Raw genomic sequence first — 24277 nt, 5'->3', positions numbered from 1 at the left:
GTTGACAACATTGGAAGCTAAAAGAATTAAAGTTTTAATGTGTTGTCTCGGACCCGAGACACATAATCGGGGAATCATCGTCGTGAGTACCATTTTAAAAGAAGAAGGGATGGAAGTTGTCTATATGGGCAACACCACTGCAGAAAATGCCCTGAAAGCAGCCATGGAAGAAGATGTCCAAATTATTGGCGTCAGCTCACTATCGGGAGCTCATTTGCGTACAGGCAAACACCTTTTGGAATTAGCCAGACAAAAAGGGATTGATAAAAGTATGGCTTTTGTCATTGGCGGAGTCATTCCGCCGAATGATGTTAAAATTCTTAAGGACATGGGTTTTTATGATGTTTGCGTTAGCGGCACGAAAAGGGATGAATTAGTGACTGTGATAAAAAATGCCGCTAATATTTTCTGCTGATCCAGCCATTACAGATGTAAAGCAGTGTTTATATGAGCTTGGCAGGAAAAGGGAGGGGCTTTCATGGGTAGATACGGATCATTGTTATTTCCCTATATCTCTTGTTTGCTGAATCTTCTTTATTGTTTTCCTTCCTACTACTCAAGGAATTGAGTATTAAGGCAGACACTCTTTTGTTTTGGAGTAGAGGAAATGCTCCATGTTTTTTCCGTTATAATGCTTTATAAAGGTTGTCTTTTTTTCAAAGCCTGCTGATTCAGCAACAGCTATGGAAGGGGCGTTATTTGTTTTGATCTGGGCATAGACCTCAGGTAAACTCATTTTCCTAAAAGCATAATTTGTCAGTGCCCGGACACCCTCTAAAGCATAGCCATAGTGCCAGTACCGGTGCTTGAGCATGTAACAAACTTCAAAAATACTTTGCTGATTGAATTCACAGCGATGGAGACCCATCTGGCCCACAAATGACCCGGTTGTTTTATCAATAGCAGCAAAATAGCCTGCGTTGTCTTGCCGGTAGTAGGATAATTGGGTTTGTATCCAATCAAAAATTTGATCATCAGTAAAGGTATGTTCCCAGGCGTACATGACCTTGGGGTCAGAGAGCATTTCTTTAAGGGAAGCAAAATCTTCGTGGGTTATTTGGCGAAACTTTAAGCGAGCGCTCTCTAGAATATATCCGGATGCGTCATGATTATTGGCAGTTTTCTTCATATTAAGCCCTTTCGAAAATTTGTATGCGATATTTCCTACTATAATATTATAAACACAAGACCCGCTTTTCACCTACAGAAGGCTAAGTTTAAACAGAGTATTAGAGATTACAGTCACATCAGCTAAGCAAATGCTATAACTGACAACAGTATTACTAAGTTTGATTCGAAGATTAACAGACCAGTTTTTTCAAACGTGAATCAACTCAGTAAGATAGAGGGGTTAACCTAATGGTATTAACAAGAAAAGATAAATATGGAGACTTATAATCTGACTCAGTAAAGTCTATCCCCAATTAAAAAGAGACAGGAAAAAGAGATCCGTAAGAACCAAAAATATAATGGCGAGTATGAAGCAGTTATAGTTTATGAAAACAGAACTCAAGGCATTAAGCTTGAAAGTGAACCTGTTCGAATTACTCTTACTGAATGAAAGGTTTAACCTAAATATAAAAAGAGCAAGCAATCCTTAAGGAGTACTTGCCTTGAAATGAAGTTTTGGCACTTATAACTAATGAGCACATATTATCTTCCGCAGCATTTCTTATACTTTCTTCCACTGCCACAAGGACATGGGTCGTTCCTACCGACCTTCTGGTTATACTTAGTTTGAACAGAGGGAAGTAAGCGTAGGTTTGATTTTTTGCGTGAAGAAAGTTCGTTAGGCGTATGGCCATAATTGGTCCATAAGCGAGTATTGTTGCGTACATCAACGATAAGTTGCATCATCGCACCCGCCTGCTCCATATTGTCAAAGACAACGCCAGCAGAATCCAACAAATCAAAAAAATTCTGTGTCCTTGCTTCCGCAGCACTCAGATCATGAATTTCATCGAGGATTTCCTCAACTACATCTAGATCGTCAATTAACTTTGAAAGATGCTGTTTTATAGTGATAAGCTGTGGAGTGACCTCGTAATACTCCCAGTCGGAATATTTAAGAAAGTCTTCTCTTTTTGGATTATATCTAGGTTTACCGCTTCTCTCTGATAACAATCTCTTTACCCCAGCAAACTCATCTTGTTCAAAACTATCATCAACTATGTACTCATCCCAAAAGCAATATCCTATATCATTGTAAACATTGTTAAGCAAGAGTGGAAACATTTCGTCAATGTTGGTTTGTCGCTCATTATGACTATTGAAAAGTTCGACGAAGTCATCCTGGCTGATGACGCCGTATAGCGAAACAGCGGCAATGGCGAATCTGTTTAGGAGGTCACGAAATCGCTTGTCCTCAAGGAAGTCCGTTTCAGAAATTATTCTAAAAGCAGCTCTAAGTTCTTTCGGTACGACGAACCACAGCTTGTCCTTGTGATAGAAGCATTGGAGCAACCCCATTTTTTGTGGTATATGATAGGAATCAATATAGACTTTGTCAGTTTGCAGGTGTTTTTTTGCAGCGGCCTTCTGGAAAAATTCCCACTCTATTTCATTGAGGGTATAAAGGCAGTTACGGAGGGTATCGGATTTCTTCAGCGTTTCAGCGATAGCAGGAATTAGTTCCGCCTTGGGGAGCTTGCCGTAATATTTAACTTGGAGCACTTTTCCGAGCTGGCGCAACTCAGTCATATTTTTAAGCGCGAGTATTTCTGTAAGAGAATAGAATGGTTCTGTCTGGGCGGCATTTTCTATGTTGATTTCTTTTAAAGCATCAAGAAAGGCTTTTTCCAGGTCATCGCGATTTGCTTGTTTTGACACAACTTTTACTCCTTTTGGCTACAGACTATCATTACCAATTTGGCCTAGACATGTTTATTCTATAATCGTTAATGAAATCCTTTTTAAGAAATAAATACTCATATCTTGATTGGTATTTTATAGAGAATTTAAGCATAATATAGATATTGTTCTTACAAGGAGGTAAGTTATGATTTGGGGATATGGCATTTTCGATAACGAAATCGCTTCAAATATTAAAGACCAGTTCAGAGAGTTCCTCAGTAAAGGACTATCCAGAGAGGAAGCTCTATGCGAAACCGTGTCTATTTTTAAAAACTACATGGAAGATGAATTAGCTTGTTTAGCACTAGCTTCTTTGCAAGTTCGTCATAATATATTGGTTTCCCTGGATAATCTGGAAAAAGCTCTTAAACTAGCCAGTGGAAAAGGCAGATTAAAGTGGGAGAATGAAGAAGGACGAAAACTAGTCTTGGAGAAATTCGCTAAAGAATTAAAAGAGTTTATATCGATGACTGGAGCTGAAAATAAAAAAGAGGTAGACTGTAAAACCGATGAAATAACAGAAGATATAGATAATCTTTGGGAGCATACGCCTCAATGCCGTAAAAGATTACTTGCCGGTTATATCATACGAGAAATTGCGAGATTTACGATTACAGGTGGTACACTAAAAACTCTGAGTGAACAATTAAAACTAGATGATGAAGGTTATACTTTTTTACTTCGTTGTGGTGGCCTAGCTGTAACCAACGCAATTGAAGACTTACTGGAAACAAAGCAGATAAAATTAGTTTAGTTACCTGTCATTGTAGGTCAACCATAAGCGTCAAAGCAAAAACTTGTGTAAACTGAGTTTTTGCTCTATCTTTGCCTCGTTTGTGAAACTAAAGATTCCTAATGTAAAAGGTTCTTGACATTTTGCGCTTTCATGATACACTGAATGTAAAGAACTCTTTACATTAGGAGGTGCACTATGAAATCATTTTTCTCAAAATTAGGCTTTCACAAAATGGATGAAATGGAAAAAAATATTGCGCTTAGCGCACAACGAAATGCTTTGATTTATGTTTTATTGGCTTTAGCAACGTGGTCATTCTATGAATCTTTTAAAGCGTATACACAATACACATCTATCAATTCAGCACCAAGTTTTTTATTAGTTACCACAAGTTTGGTTCAAATTTTCTCGCAACTCGTGCTGCAAAAAAGAGTTGTAAAAGAGGATGATGAGTATAAAGATGATAATCCACTTTTGAAAATTATCATAGTAGGTGCAATTATTAGTGCGGTTATTGTTTCGATTGGCGCTTGGTTAATCGTTTCTGGAATTTAAAAAATGAACAATAAAATCAAACAATTAAGGAAAAACAAAGGTTTGCGACAAGAAGACATAGCTGTGCTATTAAATGTTTCAAGGCAAACAATAGTTGCCATAGAAAACGATAAATACAATCCTACGCTGGAATTGGCTATGAAAATGGCCAGGTTATTGGATACGACAGTAGAAGAATTGTTTATATTAGAGTAACTGCGGCAAGTCCGTCAATGGACTTTCGTCAGATTTCTGTGTAAAATCTATATTTAGAAAATAAAATGGATCGAGTGATTTGAGATGGAAAATAAAATGAAAATGGGTGGACATCCTCAAGGAATGGGAGGACATCCGCAGGGTAAAGGTGGTCATCCAGGTGGGCACCCAGGAATGAACGTTGACTACAATAAGAACCCGTTCATCGTAATCTGGGAAACTACTCGTGCATGTGGGCTTAAGTGCCAACACTGTCGTGCAGATGCTCAACCTGATCCGCATCCAGAGGAGTTAACTCACGAGCAAGGTATCGCGCTCATCGATGAAATCTACGAAATGGACAACCCGATGCTAGTTTTCACAGGTGGGGACTGCATGCTTCGAAAAGACCTTTTTGAATTAGCAGACTACGGTATTAAAAAAGGAATGCGTGTTTCCATGAGCCCAAGTGCTACTGTTGAAGTAACAAAAGAGCGCATGGACATGGCCAAAGACGTTGGGATTTCTCGTTGGAGTTTCTCAATTGACGGTGCAGATGCTAAGACCCACGATGCTTTTCGTGGAATCGAGGGAACCTTTGATTTAACAATCGAGAAACTTAAGTATTTAAATGAAATTGGTGTTTCTCACCAAATCAATACTTGCATTAACAAAGCAAACTTACACCAACTTGAGCAAATGGCGGAATTGATGAAAGAGTTGAAGACGTCGGTTTGGTACATTTTAATGATGATTCCTACCGGACGTGCATCACTGGATGATTGCATAACAGCTGCTCAGCATGAAGAAGTATTCAAGTGGCTTTACGAGTTAAGTAAAAATGCGCCTTATGATATAAAAACAACTGCTGGTCAGCACTATCGTCGGGTTGTATTCCAACAACGTGCTAAGGAAAAGGGTACTACAGGTGAGGAAATCACGTTCGAAGGGACTAAGACACGTGACATGGCTCAGTTCATTGACGGTCTGGCAAGAGCACCAAAAGCGGTTAACGATGGAAATGGTTTCATCTTCGTATCACACACTGGTGACGTTACACCCAGTGGATTTTTACCATTAGTAGTTGGTAACGTTAAGGAAAATAGACTGCGGGACATCTACCGCGAAAGCCCTATTTTAAAAGACTTGCGGTCACCAGATAAGTACGAAGGTAAATGTGGTGTCTGTGAGTACAACAAAGTTTGTGGTGGATCAAGAGCACGTGCCTACGGCGCAACTGGAAACTATATGGCCTCAGAGCCATTCTGCGTGTATACTCCAGAGAAGATGAGAAAGAAATAGAGTTATATTGTGAACGCCTGCGATTTTTGTGGGCGTTTTTTGTTCCATCTATCAATTGGGGTTCCGTCATGAATTTATATTGAATTAGAATAAGTCACAAAACTTCCTATTGACACAAAAGGTTTATTGCAATAAACTTAAGTCAAGGTCTATCACAATAAACTTTAGTGGAGGTGCCGTTATGGAAAAATACAAGTTATTTGATGCAGAACATAAATTTGTATCTCTCATTTGGGAAAACGAGCCTGTGAATTCTACAGAGCTGGTACGGCTTTGCCTCGAAAAATTAGGGTGGAAAAAGTCCACTACCTACACAGTCCTCAGAAAATTAAGTGAGAGAGGAATCTTAAGAAACGAAGATGCGGTTGTCACTTCACTCGTAAAACGTGAAGAGGTCCAAAAATATGAGAGTGAAACATTGATTGAAAAAGCTTTCAACGGGTCGCTACCACAATTTTTGACCGCTTTCTTAGATGGGAAACGATTAACGTCCAAAGATGCAGCGGCACTGAAAACCATTATTGAGAAGTCGATCAAATGAATACATTACAAGTGGTTTTCACAACCATCCTCAACATGAGCATAACGGCATCCTTTGTTGCCATAGGGGTTATCATCGCTCGTTTAATGCTCAAAAAAATGCCCCGGATTTTTTCATATGCACTATGGTCGGCGGTACTCATACGACTTATTTTACCTGTTTCTTTCTCATCCACCTTTAGTTTTTTAACAGTGATTAAACCGGGAACGCAGCATACTACGGGAGCTTTAGCTTATGTGCCTTATAATATGGGTCTTATGCAAACTCCAGGTATTGATGTTGGTGTCGATAGCATAAACAAAGTGGTCAATAGTCCGTTGCCTCAGGCGGTACAAACTGCCAGCGTGAACCCCATGCAGATTGTTATGGCTGTTTTGAGTATAGTATGGGTGGTCGGTGTCGCTCTGCTTATAATATATAGTGTAATTTCTTATCTGAAGGTCATTAACAATGTTAAAACATCGACTCTCGTAAGAGATGAGATTTTCGAAACAGATAGAATCGTTACACCGTTTGTCTGCGGGTTCATAAAACCAAAGATTTATATACCAACGGATATTTCGCAAAGTGAGCTACCCTATATCCTGGCACACGAAAGGGTGCATATAAAACGGCTAGATTACCTCATCAAGCCATTTGCGTTTCTAGTCCTCTCAGTTCACTGGTTTAATCCGTTGATGTGGCTTAGCTTTTTTCTGATGAGCAAAGACCTGGAAATGTCCTGCGATGAAAGCGTTCTGAAACTATTCGGCGACGATGAGACTAGAGCCAATTACAGCAAATCTTTGTTAGCTCTGGCCACCGGTAAACGTCAGTTGATTTCCGGAAGTCCACTTGCCTTTGGAGAAAGCAACACGAAAGCAAGGATCAAAAATGTTCTAAGCTACAAGAAACCTCCTTCTTGGGTTGTAGTAGTAACGCTTATTGTTACATTTGTTCTAGTTGTGCTGCTTACAGCAAATCCTAAGAATGACCTGTTGGCAACAGGTGTTTACTCAGGCTTTAAAACGGAGACCTTATTGGCCAACAAAACTCAATACGTAGGTGACAACAACAAGGTTGTTGCACTCATTGATGCCATGCCCTTGCCCGCTGGTGTCGTACGTAATAGCGTAGAGCTTCAGACATCCGCTACGCCCTATAGTATGACCATTCATTATACAGTGAGTGAGTTGGAAGGCCAAAATAACACATATGCTTTTCATAATGCCATCATGCTCTTTAGCTTAGTGGACAATGTTGATGTAATTTACAGCTCAATCTTGGATATCACCAACAGTCCTAATACTTCTACGTCTATTTTCCCTCATACTAGGGAATATACAGACCAGTTGTTGGATGGTGATGTTCGCGACTACGCCAATAACACTAAGACACTCATAGAACTAATAGATCGCCTAAACGCACCACCAGATATAAGTAAGATCACTGCACAAGGTCCAAATAAAGATCAAATTGAGGCATATCTGGCAACAATCATGTCGTCTCCACTAATCTCGTCTAATCCACAGGATTATATCAAGGCACATGAAACTGAATACAATGCCATTCTCGCTATGGATCATAAAGCCCTGACCTATCTATTCTCCGAGTTTAAAAAAGGCGGACAAAATGGATTAAAGGGACAGATTATGATGAACTTATGTAGAACTATTCTTGGCGGCGAGGATATTAAGACTGCGGTAACACCCCCCCAAGATTGGTATGACAGCTATAAAGGTCATATACAAAGGTTGGTGAATGAAAATGGTATAGATTGGGTGCATCAAAAAGCTCCCAAAGGATCGCTAATCCGGTTATAGCTTAGAAAAGATTAAGGTAATCTTTAAGGAAAATATTGATTTCATTGGTATAGCAAAAAGCAATCGCTGAACCACATCATTATGGTCCTGTGATTGCCTTTTTGAATAGGAACTTATAGTGTTATTGTTCTTATTCGCGACACGATTAGAAGTATGATAAATCGATCAGCTCAAAGGCAGGAACGGAAAGGGGCAAAGCATTGCTGAAAGCCAAACTTCAGGCACCGATTGTGAATCATAGGATCATCAGCCGAGAACAACTGCAAAGGAAATTCCGGCGCGTCCTGGAATGCCATCTGACCCTGGTCACAGCCCCGGCAGGTTCCGGAAAAACCACCGCCGTCCTGGAATGGCTGGGTAAATGCGACCTGACTTGGGCCTGGCTGTCCTTGGACGGGGGAGACAATCAGCCCGTGACTTTTTGGCGTTATGTCTGTGCTGCCCTGGACAAAATAGTCGGCGGCATCGCCAAAGACACGGAATATGTGTGGGCCTCCTCGGAAATGGTCAAAGCCCATATCCACCTCAACATCCTCATCGACCGCCTGGCGGAGGCTCCAACAGATTTTTTGCTGGTCTTGGATGATCTCCATGAAATCAGCGAGCCCTCGATTCTGAAAGGACTATCCTATCTGATGGACTATCTGCCTGCCAAAATGCACCTGATTTTGATCAGCCGGAGAGAGCCGGAACTGGATCTGGCCAGGCAGCGGATCAAGTGGCAGGCTCAACGGCTGGGGGAACAAGATCTGCGTTTTCAGGAAGAAGAAATTTCCCGTTTTTACCAGGCCAGGGGCTATACCCTCCCTGAGGAGGAACTGAAAAAGGTGGAGAGCTACACGGAAGGGTGGGCCGCGGCCATGGTAGCTGTGGCCATGTCCATGGAAAATGCCGGCGGGGGTAACGCTCTTGCCGCCCTGCCCCAATCCAGCCGGGATATTGAAGAGTATCTCCATGACGAGGTTCTTAATACCTGGATGCCCGAGCGACGGGCCTTTGCCCTAAAAACATGCCTTTTGGATACCCTCTCCCCAGCTTTGTGTGAGGCAGTCACGGGAGAGGTGAGCAGTGCAGGCCTGTTGAAGGAAATCAGTGAGGGAAGCGGCTTCCTGAACGCTTTAGCCGGGCAGGATCAAACCTATCAATACCACCACCTGTTTAAAAGCTTTCTGCACAAGCTGCTTAGAGAGACAGCTCCCTATGAGATACCCCGCCTGCACAGAAGAGCAGGCTGCTGGTTCCAGGCCCAAGGCCGGATGCCGGAAGCCATTGAACATTTCCTCAACGGCGGCTTTTACGGAGAAGCCTTTGAACTGATGGAACACCAGAGTGACGACATTATCGATAAGAATGATTTCGGCAGGCTGCTGTCCTGGATCGAACGTCTGCCGGAAGGATACCGCAGGAACAGCTTTAAGATTGCCGTCATTTATGTCCTGTATTATGCGGAAAACGGCAGATTCGACTTGTCTCGGCAATGGCTGAACAGAATGAAGGCTATCCAAGCCGACCGTCAAGCTGTCTCCAGTCCTGAATGGAGCGGCTACAGCCGTACTTTATGCACCATGGTTGAGGCCAATCTGCTGGTCCGGGAAGGCAGCAGCGAATTTCTGACGCTGATCCTGGCGGCGGCGGAGACAGATGGGGGCAGACATTATAAAATGCCGGAATACCACGATTTCAATGCAGGGGACATTTACTTTTACCGCAGTCCCATCAACCGTATCGTTGGACTATTCCGGGAAGCCCCCGGCCAATACGCCAGGATGATCGAAAGCTACCGGGCAATGATCAGCAAAAATCCGGGCTACGCGCCCTTGGCCTGCGGAGAATATTTATATGAAAGCAACCGGCTGGAGGAGGCCCTGCCTTTTCTGCTCAAGGCTATGGAAGAAGGGCAGGAAGCGGATTGTCCGGGAGCACTTGTTCCGGCGATGGTGGACATCGCCCGGGTGAAGCGGGCTGAAGGAGATATTTCCGGAGCACTCAGCGTCCTGGAGAAATGTGCAAAGCTGCTTCCGGACAACCGAAAGTCTCACTGGATCTATTTGCTCCAGGCTTACCGGTGCAGGCTTTTAATGGACATTGGAGATACGGAAAAGGTCCGGGAATGGGTTCTGGCCAGCAAGCTGGATCTGTTCACAGAGCTCAGCAGGTTCAAGGAATATGAGCTGATCGTTTATGTCAGAGCACTGATCTTTCTGAACCGAACCCAGGATGCCCGGCTCCTGCTGCACAGGCTCCTCACCTTCACCGGGGACAACGGGAGGAGCCACAGCAGGGTGGAGGTGCTGAACCTGCTGGCCTTACTTGATTTCAGAAATCATCATACTCTCTCGTCGTTTAGGTATATGGATGAGTCCTTCGCCATTGGCCTGAAGGAGGGGTATGTCCGGAGTTATCTGGATGAACTCTCTCCCATGGCCCAAATCCTCAGGGCTTATCTAAAGTCCAGGCGGAAGCCGGCGGAAGAGCAGTTCCTGACCGAAGGCAGGGCTTGGGCCTCCAGCCTGCTGAAACAGATGCCCGGCAGCCTGCTGCCGACTTTGGAAGCCTGCGACCAGGTGGCCGGGAGAAAGGCCGGGAAGATATGGGAGCAGCTCACGGTTCAGGAGAGGAAGGTCCTGGAGCTGATGGCCAACGCCGCAACCAATCAGCAGATCAGTGACACTTTGGGTATCGGTCTCCGGACGGTCAAAACCCATACCGGCAATATTTATGGCAAGCTGGGGCTGAAAAACCGCAGCCAATGTCTTAAGTTGGTTCGGGAGTTGGGGCTATTGTAGTCGGCGGATCGAGCGGCGGGTTTAATGAACCGCTGCAAAAGTCAATAACGTCAAAAAAGGGGATGCGCAATACTGGTGCGCATCCCCTTAAGCTTTTCACAACCTATTATCCTAAATCACTCCAACTAGGCATGAAGCATACCGGATACTGATTCTAAGTTATCTTCCAGTAACACTCGGAGGATATAGTAGGCGTGGGAATGGCGATTGGGACTGTTGAAATAACGGTTAAAATCAGCGTCGTAATCTTTGGCATATTCAAAGAGATGATAAGCTAACTCCATTCGCAACTCTTCTAAAGTTTCTCCATCCGCAACTATATCGGGAATTTGTTCAATGCTGCCGGCAAATCGACCGTCTTTATCTTGTTCAAACTCTATTGTTAATTCATATATGGATAAGGCATCATTTAAAGTATCTTTTGAAAGAGCCACAATGACATCACGATTTCTTTTGACTACTTGTGGCTTTTAGCGAACTACGTCGTCGATAAAACCTCCAAAATTGGCTCTGACTTCGGACCCACTATTTGTGCTGTACATCTATCTATGCCTATTTTTGCAGTACTTTGGTACGATGTGCGCCGAGCCGCTCTATGCTACCATTTTCTTTAAATTAGGCTGTCCATCCATAGAGTAAACTCTGTGAAAACTCTGTCGAGCTGATTTTTGAGGCAACGGCAGGAACAGGTTAACCTCTTGGAACAGATTATTTTTGAAAAAGGTAGGAGAGTGAACGATGAAGCAGCGATGGAAATCGAAATTTCTGGCCCTGATTTTAGTTGTGATCATGACCCTGGGGATGCTGCCGGCTGCGGTTCAGGCAGCGGGAGGTACCGGTACCACCGGCATATGGAAGTGGAAGATTCTCGACGACGGCACCCTGGGCATCACAGGCTGTACAACACCCTCCGGCGGGGATCTGATCCTTCCGGCTTCCCTGGAGACCGGTTCCGGTCCGTTGGCTGTAACGTCGATTGAAGCCAATGCCTTTAAGAGCAGTAGCCCCCTTTTCTTTCCCTCGGATATCAAAACCTTTGTCATGCCCGACAGTGTGACGAGGGTGGGGGACAGCGCCTTCTACTGGTGCAACAAGCTGACATCCGTGACTCTTTCCGCCAATCTCCGCACAATGGGGGCTTCGGCCTTTTACAATTGCACGGCGCTGACGAGTATTACCCTGCCGGATACGCTGGAAAGCATCGGGGCTTCAGCTTTGGCTAACTGTTCAGTGCTGGGTGAAGTCAGACTGCCGGACAACGCTAGTTTTACCGCTCTGCCGGAAAAACTGTTCAACGGAGACACCCTCCTGAAGACAACGAATATCGCGTCGTTAACCAATCTGACCTCCATCGGTAGCATGGCTTTCCTGGGCACCGGAGTCGAAAATATAACCCTGCCAAATTCAGTCACGGTCATCGGCAACGGCGCTTTTAATGCCTGCTGGCATCTTGCCAGTATTAACCTGCCGGACAACCCCGGCTTCACAGCCATACCGGACAGTATTTTGGCCGAATGCAAGGCCCTGCAAAGTCTCACCATTCCCGCCAGCGTGACCTCCATCGGCGCAGACGCCCTTAATGGCTGCAACATGCTGAGCAGCATCACAGTTGCCGGAACTAACCCGGCCTTTACCAGTGAGGGGGGCGTGCTGTACAATGCCGCTAAAACCATCCTCATCTGCCACCCCGCCGGGCGCTCAGGAACGCTGACTATTCCGGACAGCGTCACAGAAATCGGGAACTACGCCTTGCTCAATTCCAGTCATCTGACTGCCGTCAGTATTCCGGACAGCGTAGAGCGGATCGGTGAGGGTGCTTTTTTCAACTGCAGCAACCCGTCCCTGACCCGAATTACTCTGCCGGACAGTGTTCAAAGCATCGGCTCGTATGCCTTCAACGCCTGCGTCGGCGTGACACAGATGACGATCCCCGAGGGTATTGAGATCATCGGTCCCTATACTTTTAATGGTTGCGGCAGACTGACCGGCCTTGCTTTGCCCGACAGCCTTCGAAGCATCGGCGACTTCGCCTTTTTAGGTTGCGACAGTCTTCCGGCGGTGACCATTTCCCCTAACGTAACCAGTATCGGCAACGGTGCCTTTCAGTTCTGCACCGACCTGCGCAAGGCGGTTATTCTCGCTAGCGGCCCGTCTTTCGGCAACGATGTTTTTAAATATACGGCTGTTGCCAATGACGGCATCTACGGGTTTGAGTCCTCGACGGCGCAAACTTATGCCCTGGCCAAGGGCTTTCCGTTCCACTCCTTATATACGGTTTCCTTCAGTGTGGGTGAAGGCTCTCCCGTTTCGGATCTTGTAGCCGCAGCAGGTGAAAAAATCCTTAAACCCGCCGACCCGGTCCAAGCAGGCTGTCTCTTCGGCGGCTGGTATAAAGATGAGGATTGTAGTGACGGTTGGGATTTTGACAACGACAGGGTGAACGAGGATACCATATTGTACGCCAAATGGACAGCGGGCACGGCTCCCACCATCACGACAACATCTCTCCCGGGGGGAGCGGTAGGTGACACTTACAGTCAAACCCTGGCAGCAACAGGGGATACGCCCATGACCTGGTCCATGGTCAGCGGCAATCTGCCGGTTGGTCTGACCCTCACAGGCGGTGACACTATTTCCGGCGTCCCCACAGCCAGCGGGACTTTCGATTTTGCCATTAAGGCGGAGAACATCACCGGCAGCGATACACAGGACTTGAGCATCACCATCAGCAAGACGCTCCTGAGTATCACTACACCCGTAGCCATCACAGGTGTGGCCAACGGTACGGAGAAAACGGCTGCGGCCCTGGGTCTGCCTGCTGCTGTAACGCTGATTACCGCTGAGGGTAATGTGAGCGGAAGCGTGACCTGGGATGTAGCTTCCAGTTCCTACGATCCGGCGGATACCGCTGAACAGACTTTCATCGTAGATGGAACAGTCAGTCTGCCCAGCGGCGTGGTGAACCCGGATGGTGTTTCCTTGGATGTGAGCATTAATGTGACGGTTCTGGCAGCAGTATCCACGGACAAAGTCTTAATCAGCGTAACGACACCGGCAGCCATCACGGGTGTAGCCAACGGTACTGAGAAAACAGCATCAGCGCTGGGCTTGCCCTCTACTGTGATACTGGTCACCGATGGGGGAGAAGTGAGCGGAGACGTGACCTGGAATGTGGCGTCAAGCACCTATAATCCGTCTTCAGGCTCTGAGCAGACCTTCACAGTGAACGGAACCGTAAGCCTACCCAGCGGCGTGAACAATCAGGATGGCGTTTCCCTGGACATGACCGTTAGCGTGACGGTAAAAGCCAGGTCGGGTGGCGGCGGCTCCTCCGGTGGTGGCGGCAGTACTCCCGATGATCAAAACTATACCGCGGATCTGGAAGTGACGGATGTGGCAGGAAACGGCACGAAAAAAACTACTCTGCCGGTCACGGTTGATAAAACTGCCGGCAGTGCGGTCGTAGATATAGGCAATCTTTTCTCAGAGGATGGGACCTCAGTGATCAAGTTGCCGCCAATGTCCGGTATTGATACCTATTCCTTCGGCATCCCTGTTCAGTCTTTGTCATCAATCGACGGGCAGGGGGCGCTGACTCTCCATACCGGTCTTGGCAGCATCACCGTACCGGCCGATATGCTGACGGGTGTTGAGAATGTGGACGGGAGCAAGGCGCAAATCACCATCGGGCAGGGGGACTCATCCGCTCTGCCGGAAACGGTCAGAACAGCCATCGGCAACCACCCGCTCATATCGTTTACCCTGTCGGTGGACGGAGAGCAGACTGCGTGGAACAATCCCGACGCGCCGGTCACTGTAGCCATTCCATATACGCCCACTCCTGAAGAACTGGCCAATCCAGAGCATATCGTGGTCTGGTACATCGATGGGTCGGGTAGTGTGGTCACCGTACCGAATGGACATTACGATCCGGACAGCGGAACCGTTGTCTTCAGCACCTCCCATTTCAGCGATTACGCCGTGGTCTATGATCCCGTTATCCGGCTTGCCGGAGTGGATGGGGTGGAGACTGCTCTGGCTATTGCCCGGGCGGCTTATCCTGGCAAGGTATCCACTGTCGTTCTGGCCACAGCCGGCAATTACCCGGATGCTTTGGCAGGTAGTGTCCTGGCCTATCGGCTCAATGCTCCCATTCTTTTAGTCGGCGATTCGGAAGCCGCGCAAAAGAAAGTTCTGGATTATCTCACTGCTGAGCTGGAAACAGGGGGTACGGTGTATATCCTCGGCGGCACGGCAGTTATCGGTCAAAGTTTCGCAGACAGACTCAGGGATGCTGGCATTAGACAGACTATCCGGCTCGCCGGAAACGAATGCTATGCTACCTCAGCCAAAATAGCGGAACAGCTGCAAGTTGAGACCGGCACCCCGGTGGTCTTAGTCAGCGGGGAGAACTATCCTGACGCTTTGTCGGTGAGCAGTATAGCAGCTCAAAGAGGATATCCTATTCTCCTGGTGCAGAAGAATGGGATACCTGATGTGGTTAAGGAGAAAATTGCTGCCATCAAGCCGGATAAGATCTATATTATCGGGCTGCAGGGAGCAGTCGGTGAGGACGTGAAAAAAGAGGCTGGGCTGCTCAGTGGATTGGCAGCGGAAGATCTCATCAGGATCGGCGGAGAAGACCGCTATGACACATCGCTGGCTGTGGCGAAATATTTCTTCCCCAGCTTGAGTGATAACCCCGGATCAGGTTCTCCTTCAGGAGTTCAGACCGTCTGTATCGCTACCGGCAATAATTACCCGGACGCTTTAGCCGGTAGTGTCTATGCCGCACAACATAAGGCACCGATCATTCTCGTGGATGTTAATTTGCCTGAACAGGTCATCCGTTACCTTGAAGCCGGAGGGTTAAGTAAAACGGCTATTTTCGGTGGGGAGTATGTAGTGGGGAAGGGCATTGAAGATCAGCTTAGGGAGCTGGCTGGTCAATAATATACAAAATGATAGCTGCGCCAAGGTCTACAGGTCTCGGCGGCAGCTTTTTTATTACAAAAAAATTTAGATTTCTCATACATATTTGTAGAGTTATTAACCAACTTCCTTTTTATGAGGAAGAATAAGCATATCACAACAAAGGCTTCCCCGAGATTTCTCTCAGGGAAGCCTTTGTCTCATTGGAGGTCGGCATAGTAAGAATTTAAATAGTCTTCGATACCTTTTATAACCATTTGAACATCTTTAAGAGTTTTTTCAGCGTCTTGTTTACTAGCAAGATAGAAATCATCATAATCACTGGCTAATCTCAGGTCCTGAGAGCTTGCGATTATCTTTCGGTACTCTTTTGGAAATATTCCGGGCTTCACAAAATTAATATTAAACCCACTTATAACTCCAGAATGTTTCCGCGAATCAAGTCCTAATGTAGCCAAAGCCGCCCTAGCTGCCTGAAAGAGGGAGTATTATGCCTTGGATAAACAATCCCGGTAATGTTCCAGCTTAAATAGATCCTCGGCAACTGCTAACCGTTCTTTAGCAGATTGCAATCGATAAAAGGCCAAATCTTTGGTTTCTATACGGTCCACAATGTTTCTCCTTCTTTTAGGACATTTTTAACAAAAGGTACCTGCATTGCTGACAACTGATTAAAGTATTCTCCTTCATAAATATTGAGCGAAATATTAATGTCATAACCCACATCGTCAAGTAAAAGAAAATCATAAAGTTTATCTCTGTCTACTTTATCGCGATTGCGAACTAGAATCATAATATCAATATCGGATTCAGGCTGAGAATCCCCTCGGGCTTTGGAACCGTAGAGAATCACAGAAATTAAGTTATCCCTACAAACATCGCGTATATGTTGAATTGTTCTGTCTAAAGCCGTTTGTTCTGTTTTAGTTAGGGATGCCATAGAATCACTCCCGACTCAGAGTTAAATCTATCTGAATTATAGCATGCAATATCGCTTTGCTCAATTCGTTGCTAAGTCCCATACTCACCATCTTCTTTCTCCAAACAGGAAGTGATATAAATCAGCAGAACACTATCGAATATGGCGAATATCTTTTGCTTAATCCATGCTCTTCACTAGTACAAAATTGTTGACCTTTGAAAGGAAATAGATGTAAGCTGTCGAAATCTATATTTTAACAGAGAAGGAAATCAAACGGAGGAAGTCGTTCGATGGCACAACAAAAAACTGAGTTTTCGGAACACATGTCATTCGAGTTTCTGGAGTTACTGCGCAAGAAAAATCCGGCGTGGCGTTTGTTAACATCATCTCAGGCTCCTTTTGTGGCATCTTTTCTCTATAGAGAATTTATTGCGGAAAATAAGCGGCAGATTGCCGAGCAAGAATTGATCAGCCGCTTGGAGGGCTTTATTGAGTTGCTCAATCAGGGGCGCGCTGACTCCCTTTTTCCCCGTTCGGGAAGGGAATATCTGGATGACTGGGCGAATGATGAACATGGCTGGCTGCGGAAATTCTATCCCCCGGGACAGGACGAGCCTTATTTTGATGTAACCTCCCTGGCCCAGAAAGCCATTGAGTGGCTTCTGAGTTTAAGACAACAGGTATTTATCGGTACAGAATCACGCCTGATCACAGTATTTGAACTCCTGCACCAGATTGTGGAGCGTTCTGAAACCGATCCAAAGTTACGCTTGGCCGAGCTCGAACGACGTAAAGCAGAAATTGAACAGGAGATCATCCGGGTGCAGAAGGGACAGGTGGAGCTGCTGGATGAAACGCAAATCAAGGAGCGTTTTTGGCAGGCGATGACGACTGCCCGAGAGATTTTGGCCGACTTCCGGGCAGTAGAACAAAATTTTCGGGAACTGGACCGGGGGATGCGGGAACGGATTGCCACCTGGGGACGGGGAAAAGGAGAATTACTGGAATCAATCTTTGCAAAACAGGATGGGATTGCCCAATCGGAGCAAGGAAAGAGCTTTGCTGCATTCTGGAAATTTTTGATGTCCTCAGCTTATCAAGATGATTTCAAGAGCACTCTGGATAAAGTCTTGCAGATGAAAGCGGTGCAGGAAATGGGACCGATCCGGAACATTCGCTATATTCACCATGATTGGGTAAATGCCGGGGCCCATGTCCAGGAAACGGTAGCTGCTCTGTCTCAGCAGTTAAGGCGGTATGTGGATGAGAACTTCCTGGAGGAAGAACGCCGGATCAATCAGCTTGTGCGGGAAATTGAGGGAAAGGCTGTGGCAATCCGCAATACTCCGCCCTCGGACTGGTCCATGGAAATTGACGGGGTAAAACCGGAAATCAGCCTTCCTTTAGACAGGCCTTTATTTTCACCTCCCCGGCGGCCGGAACTGAAGGACGACATCATGGATGCAGGAAGCGACGATGTTCCGGCGGAAGCGCTGTTCTCCCAGGTCTATGTGGATAAAGAAAAACTTAAAGACCGGATTGGCTACCTGCTGCAATCTCAGGACAGAATCACGCTTTCGCAAATTATTGGGCATTTTCCTCTCGAGCTGGGGTTGAGTGAACTTATTACCTATCTGGTCATTGCCAGCGAAAGCTCGCAAGCGGCCTTTCATCCCGACGAATTGGAGGAAGTATTCTGGCAGGATGAAACAGGAACCAGACGAGTAGCCAAGCTGGCTAAAATAAAATTTCAGCGGGTTTAAGAATTTGCCGGCTTGGAATTCAGGAGACTATGGATCGCAGGGGGACTAAATCATGAATGCAATGGATGATTTGGCATTGTCACGAACTGTCGTCGCACTTTTTAAAAATGTGGTATTTAAAGAAACGGATCAGGAGTATTGGGAAGTCATCCAGACCCAGAAAAACAAAATTGAAGATTATGTGGGTAAGATTGGCCTTACCCTGATCGTAGATGAGCTGGACGGTTATGGCTATTTGAAGCAGCGTTCTTACGGAGAAGGCGAAGAGGCCATTCCCCGTTTGGTACCTCGCCATAGGCTGAGCTATCCGGTTAGTCTTTTGCTTGTGCTTCTGCGGAAACAACTGGTAGAGTTTGATTCAACCACCGGGGATCAGCGGCTTATTATTACCAGGCAGCAGATTGCCGAGCGCCTGAGCTTGTTTTTGAAGGACACCACCAATGAGGCAAAATTAATGGCTGACATCGATAAGCATATCGACCGAGTGGAAAAAATGGGCTTTTTGCATCGGTTACGAGGCAACGAAGAACGTTTTGAAGTCCAGCGCATCCTCCGCAATTTTGTCACCGGGGAGTGGCTCAGCCATTTTAACGAGCGGCTTGAAGAATACCGGCGTTACGCCAATGCCGGTGAACAAAAGGACGGGGAGGTGGAGCCATGAGTTCGTTTAACTTGGAAGACCCAGGCAGGCTTTTTGGCCCTACACCGGGATTTCGCTTACATAAGCTTGAAGTCTATAATTGGGGTACTTTCGATGGCAAAGTCTGGACCTTTTCTCCCCAAGGAGAAACCAGCCTTTTAACCGGGGATGTGGGTTCGGGGAAATCCACCTTGGTTGATGCTTTAACGACCCTTTTGGTCCATCCGCGGAAGGTAGCTTATAACAAAGCGGCCGATTCCAGTGCCAAGGAGCGTTCAGTTACCTCTTATGTGCGGGGTTATTTTGGTCAGAAACGGAGCAGTGAAGGAAATGGTCAGCCTGATTCCTTACGGGACCCCAATCACTATTCCGTTATTCTGGCAACATTTTTGGATCAGGGTTTATCTCAGCATGTTACCCTGGCTCAATTTTTCTGGTTCCCGGATCCCCAGAAGTCTCCGGTCCGTTTTTATGTTGTAGCTGATAAAGAGATGTGGATCACCCAGGACTTTGCCAGATTTAACAATGAGGTCAGGGTTCTGAAAAAACGCTTAAAAGCCGGCAGCAGGGTTCAGGTCTTTGAAGACTACAGCCGCTATGCCGAGGTCTTTCGCCGTAAGTTTGGTATTGCTCAGGAGCAGGCTCTGGATTTGTTTCAGCAGACCATCTCTATGAAAAAGGTTGAGGCTTTAACGGATTTTGTCCGAACCAATATGTTGGAGGTTCCTAATACGGCTAAAAACGTGGATGACCTGATCAAACATTTTCAGGATCTGAATGGGGCCCATGAAGCTGTCCTTAAAGCCAAGCTGCAGATTCAGCTGCTGACTCCCCTTGTTGATCAGGGAAATAGCTGCCTCCGGCTTGAAGACAAACAAAAGTTGCTGAATCAAGCACGCCAGGCTTTAGCTCCCTGGTTCGCCGAGCGGAGGCTGGTTTTACTGAGCGCTGAAATAGCCAAACAGGAGCAGAAACTGATTTTGGCTGCTGCAGCACGGGAACAGGCAGAAGCAATTCAACGTGATTTGGCTGAAAATATCAAAGAAATTGAAAGAGCTATTTTTGCTAATGGCGGAGATGCTCTGGAAAGATTAACCCGGGATATTGAGATCGCCAGGCAAACTCTTAAGCGCCTCAAGAAGAATCTGGAGGCCTATACCTGTCATGCCCAAATCCTTAAGCTGCCTGTGCCGGATTCGTTAGCTGTTTTTCTGGCTAACCAAAGAAAATTAGCGGAATTTAAGCGGAATGAGGAAGAAGCGCAGAGAAGTCTGCGGGAGGATCTTAAGACTGCCTTTACGGAGGAGGACAAGGCAAATAAGGCGGCCGATCAAGTGGCTCAGGAATTGGCATCCCTCCGTTCCCGCACATCCAGTATTCCCCGGGAATTCGTTGAGAAACGCCAACAACTCTGTCAAGTTCTGCAGATCAGAGAAGACGAATTGCCTTTTGTCGGTGAACTGCTGGAAGTCAGAACGGGGGAAGAGAGCTGGGAAGGAGCTATTGAGAGGCTGCTGCATAGCTTCAGTCTGTCGTTGCTGGTGCCGGAGCGTCATTATCAGGTCGTCATGCAGTGGGTAGACCGGACCCATCTGGGGATGCGGCTGGTCTATTACCGGGTTCAGGATGAAGTACAGACGTCTGCTTCCGGGCGGCTGAATCCTTTCTCCGCAGCCGAAAAGCTAAAACTCAAGCCCGGCACGCCCTTCGGTGTCTGGCTCAGCAAGGAGCTGCGCCAGCGCTTTACTCATGTTTGCTGCGAGACCATGGAGCAATTTCGCCGGGAAACCCAGGCCATCACCCAATCCGGGCAGATGAAAACCGGGGGTAAACGTCATGAAAAAGATGATCGGCATGGGCTCAATGACCGCCGCCGCTATGTGTTGGGTTTTTCCAATCAGAAAAAAATTGCCGCTCTGGAGGAAAGCGAATGGGACTTAAGGAATGAGGCCCAATTTTATCATACGGAACTGGATGATATCTATGGGAAGCAGCGGGAGAGTCAGGAGCGCGTTCAGGCAGTTGCAGGCATGGCTAGTATTGATGATTTTGCCGACATTGACACTAATACAGCGGAAAAGGATATTAAAGAAAAAGAAAAATTAAAAAGGAAACTGGAGCAGGAAAACGATATCCTGCAAGGGCTCCAGAATCAGTTGACTGAATTGATGCAGAAGCAGGAAACCCATGAAAAAATTGTGGAGAAAGCTCGCAAAGATGAGACAACAATGGAAAATAACCGGGACGCTCTGCTGAAGGATAAAGTGAGCACTGCAAATACTGCGGCTGAAGCTACACTGGTAATGCAGGAAGAGGCTTACCCTTTCCTGGAGCAGCATGAGTCGGAGGCTTTGGGGAATACCGGTTTGACCCTGGACAATGGGAAAACACTGGAACGGGATTATCTGGATTGGATCGAAAGGGAACGTAATACACTGATCGACGAGATGGGACGGCTCAAAAATAGACTCGTTAAGGCGATGCAGGCTTATAATAATAGATATACTGAAGAAACAAGAGAGCTTGATTCCGATCTGGAGAGCTTGCCCGAATATGCCCGGATGCTGGAGCAGCTGCAAAGTGACGGATTACCGGCATTTGAACAGCGTTTTAAGCAATTGCTGCATGAAAATGCTATTAATCAAATCGCTTTATTCCAGGCCAAATTAAAACAGGCACAGGATACCATCCAGACCCGGATTGAACAAATTAACGGCTCCCTGAACGCCATCGACTATAACGAAGGAAGGTATATCCGTCTGGAGTATGCTGAAACCTATGATACGGATATCAAAGAATTCCGAGTTCAGTTAAAAGCCTGTACTGAAGGGGCTCTGAGCGGTTCTGAGGATGAACAATATGCTGAAACAAAGTTCCTGCAGGTGAAAGCTATCATTGAGCGCTTCCGGGGTCGGCCTGGGGAGACCGAAAGAGATGAGCGCTGGACCAAAAAAGTCATTGATGTCCGCAACTGGTTTTTATTTGCCGCTTCGGAACGATGGCGGGAGAGCGATGAAGAATATGAGCATTATACCGATTCCGGCGGAAAATCCGGAGGGCAAAAGGAAAAGCTGGCTTACACTATTCTGGCGGCCAGCCTGGTCTATCATTTTGGTTTGGAAGGGCAGGAATCCCGGCCCCAGTCTTTCCGTTTCGTGGTCATTGATGAAGCGTTTCTGAAAAGCTCGGATGAATCGGCCCGCTTTGGCCTGGAATTATTTAAAAAGCTGGAGTTGCAGCTGCTGATTGTCACTCCCCTGCTCAAAATCCCCACCATCGCCAAATTTATTGCTCATGTGGGCTTTGTCCATCATGATGATGTAAAACATCAATCCATGCTGCGGGATATTTCTATCCAGGAGTATGAGCAAGAGCGGAAGGCCAGGGAGGTGACTCAATATGTCCATCAAGTGGTCTGATTCGTTATGGATCCGAGAACAGTTGCGGCGGAAGTGGGATTCGGGCCGGATTTTGCAATCACTGCTGATGCCTGATGAGCTATTTCCCTTGCGCATTCCCCTGAAAAGACCGCAAAGAAGTGAGGTGAATGAGAATTTTGCTGAAATCTCCCGCTGGATCAAGTCCCTTAAGAAGCAGAGCAAGCAGGAGACCGGCTTTGGCTATGAACTGGTGAAAAAGGAAATAGTACACCGTCAATCGGGCCGGAATCTCCTGCCAACTCATGCCCTTATTCCCACCATGAAGGATGCCCTGCGCTTGTTAAGGAAAGAGCAGGAAGGAGACAAATTTCTGGAACTTGCCCGGCTGATTCGGGAGGAATGGCCTGTTTTGCAGGAATGGATTCTTAAACATCCCCACAGAGTACTGGCTGTTGGAGCTGACTGGAGGGGTATCCTGGCCGTGCTGAGCTGGTTCTTCAGTCACCTGCGCTGCGGTTTATATCTGCGGCAACTGGATATTCCCGGGATTAACACCAAGTTTATTGAGCAAAGAAAAGGGCTTCTGACGGAGTTATTGAATATTATTTTGCCTGAGGAAGCGATTGATCACAGCGCTCCTTCATTTGAGCTGCGTTATGGATTGCAGGCTAAGCCGGTGCAAGTCAGGCTGCGCTTCCTTGACCGGCAGCATTATCTTCAGGGGATTTCCGATCTGACGATTCCGGTGGAACAGCTGGCGGAATTCAAGCCTCCGGCTTCCAAGGTGTTTATAACCGAGAATGAAATCAATGGCTTATGCTTTCCAGATATCAAAGAAGCGTTGGTGATCTTCGGGCTGGGATACGGTGTTGAGGTGTTGAAGTCCGTGCCCTGGTTAAAAGAGAAAGAAATTTACTATTGGGGAGATATCGATACCCACGGCTTTGCCATTTTGGACCAAGTCCGCAGCTTTTTGCCTCAAGCCCGGTCGTTGCTTATGAATGAAAGGATATTGATGAGCCATCAGCATCTATGGGTCATAGAGGAGAAGCCTTCCTTCACACAGTTGAATCGGTTGACGGCAGATGAAAACCGGCTGTTGTCTTCCCTGCAAAACAATACTTGGGGCCAGGGAGTTCGTTTGGAACAGGAGAGGATTTCTTTTCAGGAAGTGAAAGAGGCGGTTGAGCGTTTGGATTAAAATGACGAATACGCTTAATGACTGGGGCAATGCCATGGGAACGAAACAAACTTTGGAGCCTAAAGTACCTGATTTAGCTCTAAGGATTTATTTAAAAAATCTTAATGTCCCTGATGGCTTTGATAAAAATGATCAAGGTTTCTTTGGTTTCTATACCTCAGAAAATATTATTATTGAAGGGGCTTGTTTGCAGCAATTGATCGATTTAGAATACGATATGAAGAGCTGGTTAGAGGGAACCCCTCTTGTACTGAATTGTAAATAGTTGACGATAAGATATGTTCAGCAAAATGCTTTTGCAATAATCAACTATAGTTGTCAACTCAACTCATTATAATTCATAAACAGACATCTTTGCATTATACATATAATTTGATGATTCCATTTATTGGTTTAATGATTTTCTTCTGTAGAGTTCATGAAGCTACACGAGTCCGAAAGAATTTAATCATAAGTTCTCTCCTATTTTATGGTTGATATACCACATTATGATTTCAAAATCTTAGTATTGAGCGTGTTAAACAATAAGAATTGATTATTATAAAATTATTATTTAAATAATTTGCAATAATACGTATAAAATACTCTGCAATTTAACAAAAAATAAAGAAACAAGTCTAGATCAAGAAAATTTTGTTGTTTAATTGTATTGATAAAACTAAACTAATAGCGTTGAGTGTGAACAAAGAA

Annotated in this window: 18 protein-coding genes and 2 pseudogenes; 14 read left to right on the top strand and 6 right to left on the bottom strand. The window is 46.0% G+C overall.

Features of this window, described 5'->3' with window-relative positions:
- Positions 1-10: 10 nt before the first annotated feature.
- A complete protein-coding gene (locus BUB11_RS09090) occupies positions 11-415 on the top strand; it encodes a cobalamin B12-binding domain-containing protein (protein WP_242947501.1) in 405 nt (134 codons plus the stop codon).
- Positions 416-571: 156 nt separating this feature from the next.
- On the opposite strand, the gene BUB11_RS09085 is transcribed toward BUB11_RS09090, so the two are convergent.
- Positions 572-1129, bottom strand: coding sequence for a GNAT family N-acetyltransferase (locus BUB11_RS09085; protein ID WP_073029453.1), 558 nt, complete (start codon positions 1127-1129; stop codon positions 572-574).
- A gap of 524 nt (positions 1130-1653) precedes the next feature.
- Positions 1654-2829 (bottom strand): SEC-C metal-binding domain-containing protein, encoded by a 1176-nt coding sequence (locus tag BUB11_RS26575; RefSeq protein ID WP_084110224.1) that lies wholly within the window; start codon positions 2827-2829, stop codon positions 1654-1656.
- A gap of 169 nt (positions 2830-2998) precedes the next feature.
- Between BUB11_RS26575 and BUB11_RS09070 the strand changes: the two genes are divergently transcribed.
- The 7 genes from BUB11_RS09070 to BUB11_RS09040 all read left to right on the top strand — a co-directional run bounded on the left by BUB11_RS09070 (position 2999) and on the right by BUB11_RS09040 (position 10749).
- Positions 2999-3607 carry a hypothetical protein gene (locus BUB11_RS09070; protein ID WP_073029452.1) on the top strand — a complete coding sequence of 203 codons (609 nt, stop codon included), beginning with the start codon at positions 2999-3001 and terminating at the stop codon, positions 3605-3607.
- A 177-nt stretch (positions 3608-3784) separates the two neighbouring features.
- Positions 3785-4144: a hypothetical protein gene (locus tag BUB11_RS09065; RefSeq protein ID WP_073029451.1), complete on the top strand. Its 360-nt coding sequence runs from the start codon at positions 3785-3787 to the stop codon at positions 4142-4144.
- Between the two features lie 3 nt (positions 4145-4147).
- Positions 4148-4339 (top strand): helix-turn-helix transcriptional regulator, encoded by a 192-nt coding sequence (locus BUB11_RS09060; protein WP_073029450.1) that lies wholly within the window; start codon positions 4148-4150, stop codon positions 4337-4339.
- 84 nt (positions 4340-4423) lie between these two features.
- Complete coding sequence (locus BUB11_RS09055) at positions 4424-5620, top strand: TIGR04053 family radical SAM/SPASM domain-containing protein (RefSeq protein WP_200797893.1); 1197 nt, start codon at positions 4424-4426, stop codon at positions 5618-5620.
- A 181-nt stretch (positions 5621-5801) separates the two neighbouring features.
- Complete coding sequence (locus tag BUB11_RS09050) at positions 5802-6161, top strand: BlaI/MecI/CopY family transcriptional regulator (RefSeq protein WP_073029448.1); 360 nt, start codon at positions 5802-5804, stop codon at positions 6159-6161.
- The gene (locus BUB11_RS09045; protein WP_073029447.1) at positions 6158-7963 is read left to right on the top strand and encodes a M56 family metallopeptidase; all 1806 of its coding nucleotides are present in this window, start codon (positions 6158-6160) and stop codon (positions 7961-7963) included. The genes BUB11_RS09050 and BUB11_RS09045 overlap by 4 nt, the downstream gene beginning before the upstream one ends.
- Positions 7964-8163: 200 nt before the next feature.
- Positions 8164-10749, top strand: coding sequence for a winged helix-turn-helix domain-containing protein (locus tag BUB11_RS09040; protein WP_073029446.1), 2586 nt, complete (start codon positions 8164-8166; stop codon positions 10747-10749).
- 125 nt (positions 10750-10874) lie between these two features.
- Here the strand turns inward: BUB11_RS09040 and BUB11_RS09035 are convergent.
- Positions 10875-11207: pseudogene (locus BUB11_RS09035) on the bottom strand (hypothetical protein); the annotation flags it as partial.
- A 280-nt stretch (positions 11208-11487) separates the two neighbouring features.
- On the opposite strand from BUB11_RS09035, the gene BUB11_RS09030 reads away from it, so the two are divergent.
- Positions 11488-15702: a leucine-rich repeat protein gene (locus BUB11_RS09030; RefSeq protein WP_073029445.1), complete on the top strand. Its 4215-nt coding sequence runs from the start codon at positions 11488-11490 to the stop codon at positions 15700-15702.
- A gap of 179 nt (positions 15703-15881) precedes the next feature.
- Here BUB11_RS09030 and BUB11_RS26570 read toward each other — a convergent pair.
- The 3 genes and pseudogenes from BUB11_RS26570 to BUB11_RS09020 all read right to left on the bottom strand — a co-directional run.
- Positions 15882-16157: pseudogene (locus tag BUB11_RS26570) on the bottom strand (HEPN domain-containing protein); the annotation flags it as partial.
- A gap of 12 nt (positions 16158-16169) precedes the next feature.
- Complete coding sequence (locus BUB11_RS28750; protein WP_282433993.1) at positions 16170-16292, bottom strand: hypothetical protein; 123 nt, start codon at positions 16290-16292, stop codon at positions 16170-16172.
- A complete protein-coding gene (locus BUB11_RS09020; RefSeq protein WP_073029444.1) occupies positions 16280-16621 on the bottom strand; it encodes a nucleotidyltransferase domain-containing protein in 342 nt (113 codons plus the stop codon). The genes BUB11_RS28750 and BUB11_RS09020 overlap by 13 nt, the downstream gene beginning before the upstream one ends.
- A 272-nt stretch (positions 16622-16893) precedes the next feature.
- Here BUB11_RS09020 and BUB11_RS09015 point away from each other — a divergent pair, with 272 nt between their 5' ends.
- From BUB11_RS09015 to BUB11_RS26565, 5 genes are read left to right on the top strand one after another with little or no spacing between them, the layout of a single operon-like run.
- Positions 16894-18366 (top strand): DUF3375 domain-containing protein, encoded by a 1473-nt coding sequence (locus BUB11_RS09015; RefSeq protein ID WP_084110222.1) that lies wholly within the window; start codon positions 16894-16896, stop codon positions 18364-18366.
- Positions 18367-18418: 52 nt separating this feature from the next.
- The gene (locus BUB11_RS09010; protein ID WP_073029443.1) at positions 18419-19027 is read left to right on the top strand and encodes a DUF4194 domain-containing protein; all 609 of its coding nucleotides are present in this window, start codon (positions 18419-18421) and stop codon (positions 19025-19027) included.
- Entirely contained in the window at positions 19024-22425 is a 3402-nt protein-coding gene (locus BUB11_RS09005; protein WP_073029442.1) for an ATP-binding protein, read from the top strand. Before BUB11_RS09010 ends, BUB11_RS09005 begins: the two co-directional genes overlap by 4 nt.
- Positions 22406-23587 (top strand): Wadjet anti-phage system protein JetD domain-containing protein, encoded by a 1182-nt coding sequence (locus tag BUB11_RS09000; RefSeq protein WP_073029441.1) that lies wholly within the window; start codon positions 22406-22408, stop codon positions 23585-23587. The genes BUB11_RS09005 and BUB11_RS09000 overlap by 20 nt, the downstream gene beginning before the upstream one ends.
- A gap of 34 nt (positions 23588-23621) precedes the next feature.
- On the top strand, positions 23622-23852 hold the full coding sequence (locus BUB11_RS26565) for a hypothetical protein (protein WP_207650034.1): 231 nt from the start codon (positions 23622-23624) through the stop codon (positions 23850-23852).
- The last annotated feature ends 425 nt before the right edge of the window (positions 23853-24277 follow it).

The sequence above is a fragment of the Desulfosporosinus lacus DSM 15449 genome, from assembly GCF_900129935.1.
In the GTDB taxonomy this organism is placed as follows: domain Bacteria; phylum Bacillota; class Desulfitobacteriia; order Desulfitobacteriales; family Desulfitobacteriaceae; genus Desulfosporosinus; species Desulfosporosinus lacus.
The sequence above is the reverse complement of the archived record's forward strand: the minus strand, read 5'-3'. Positions and strand labels throughout refer to the sequence as shown.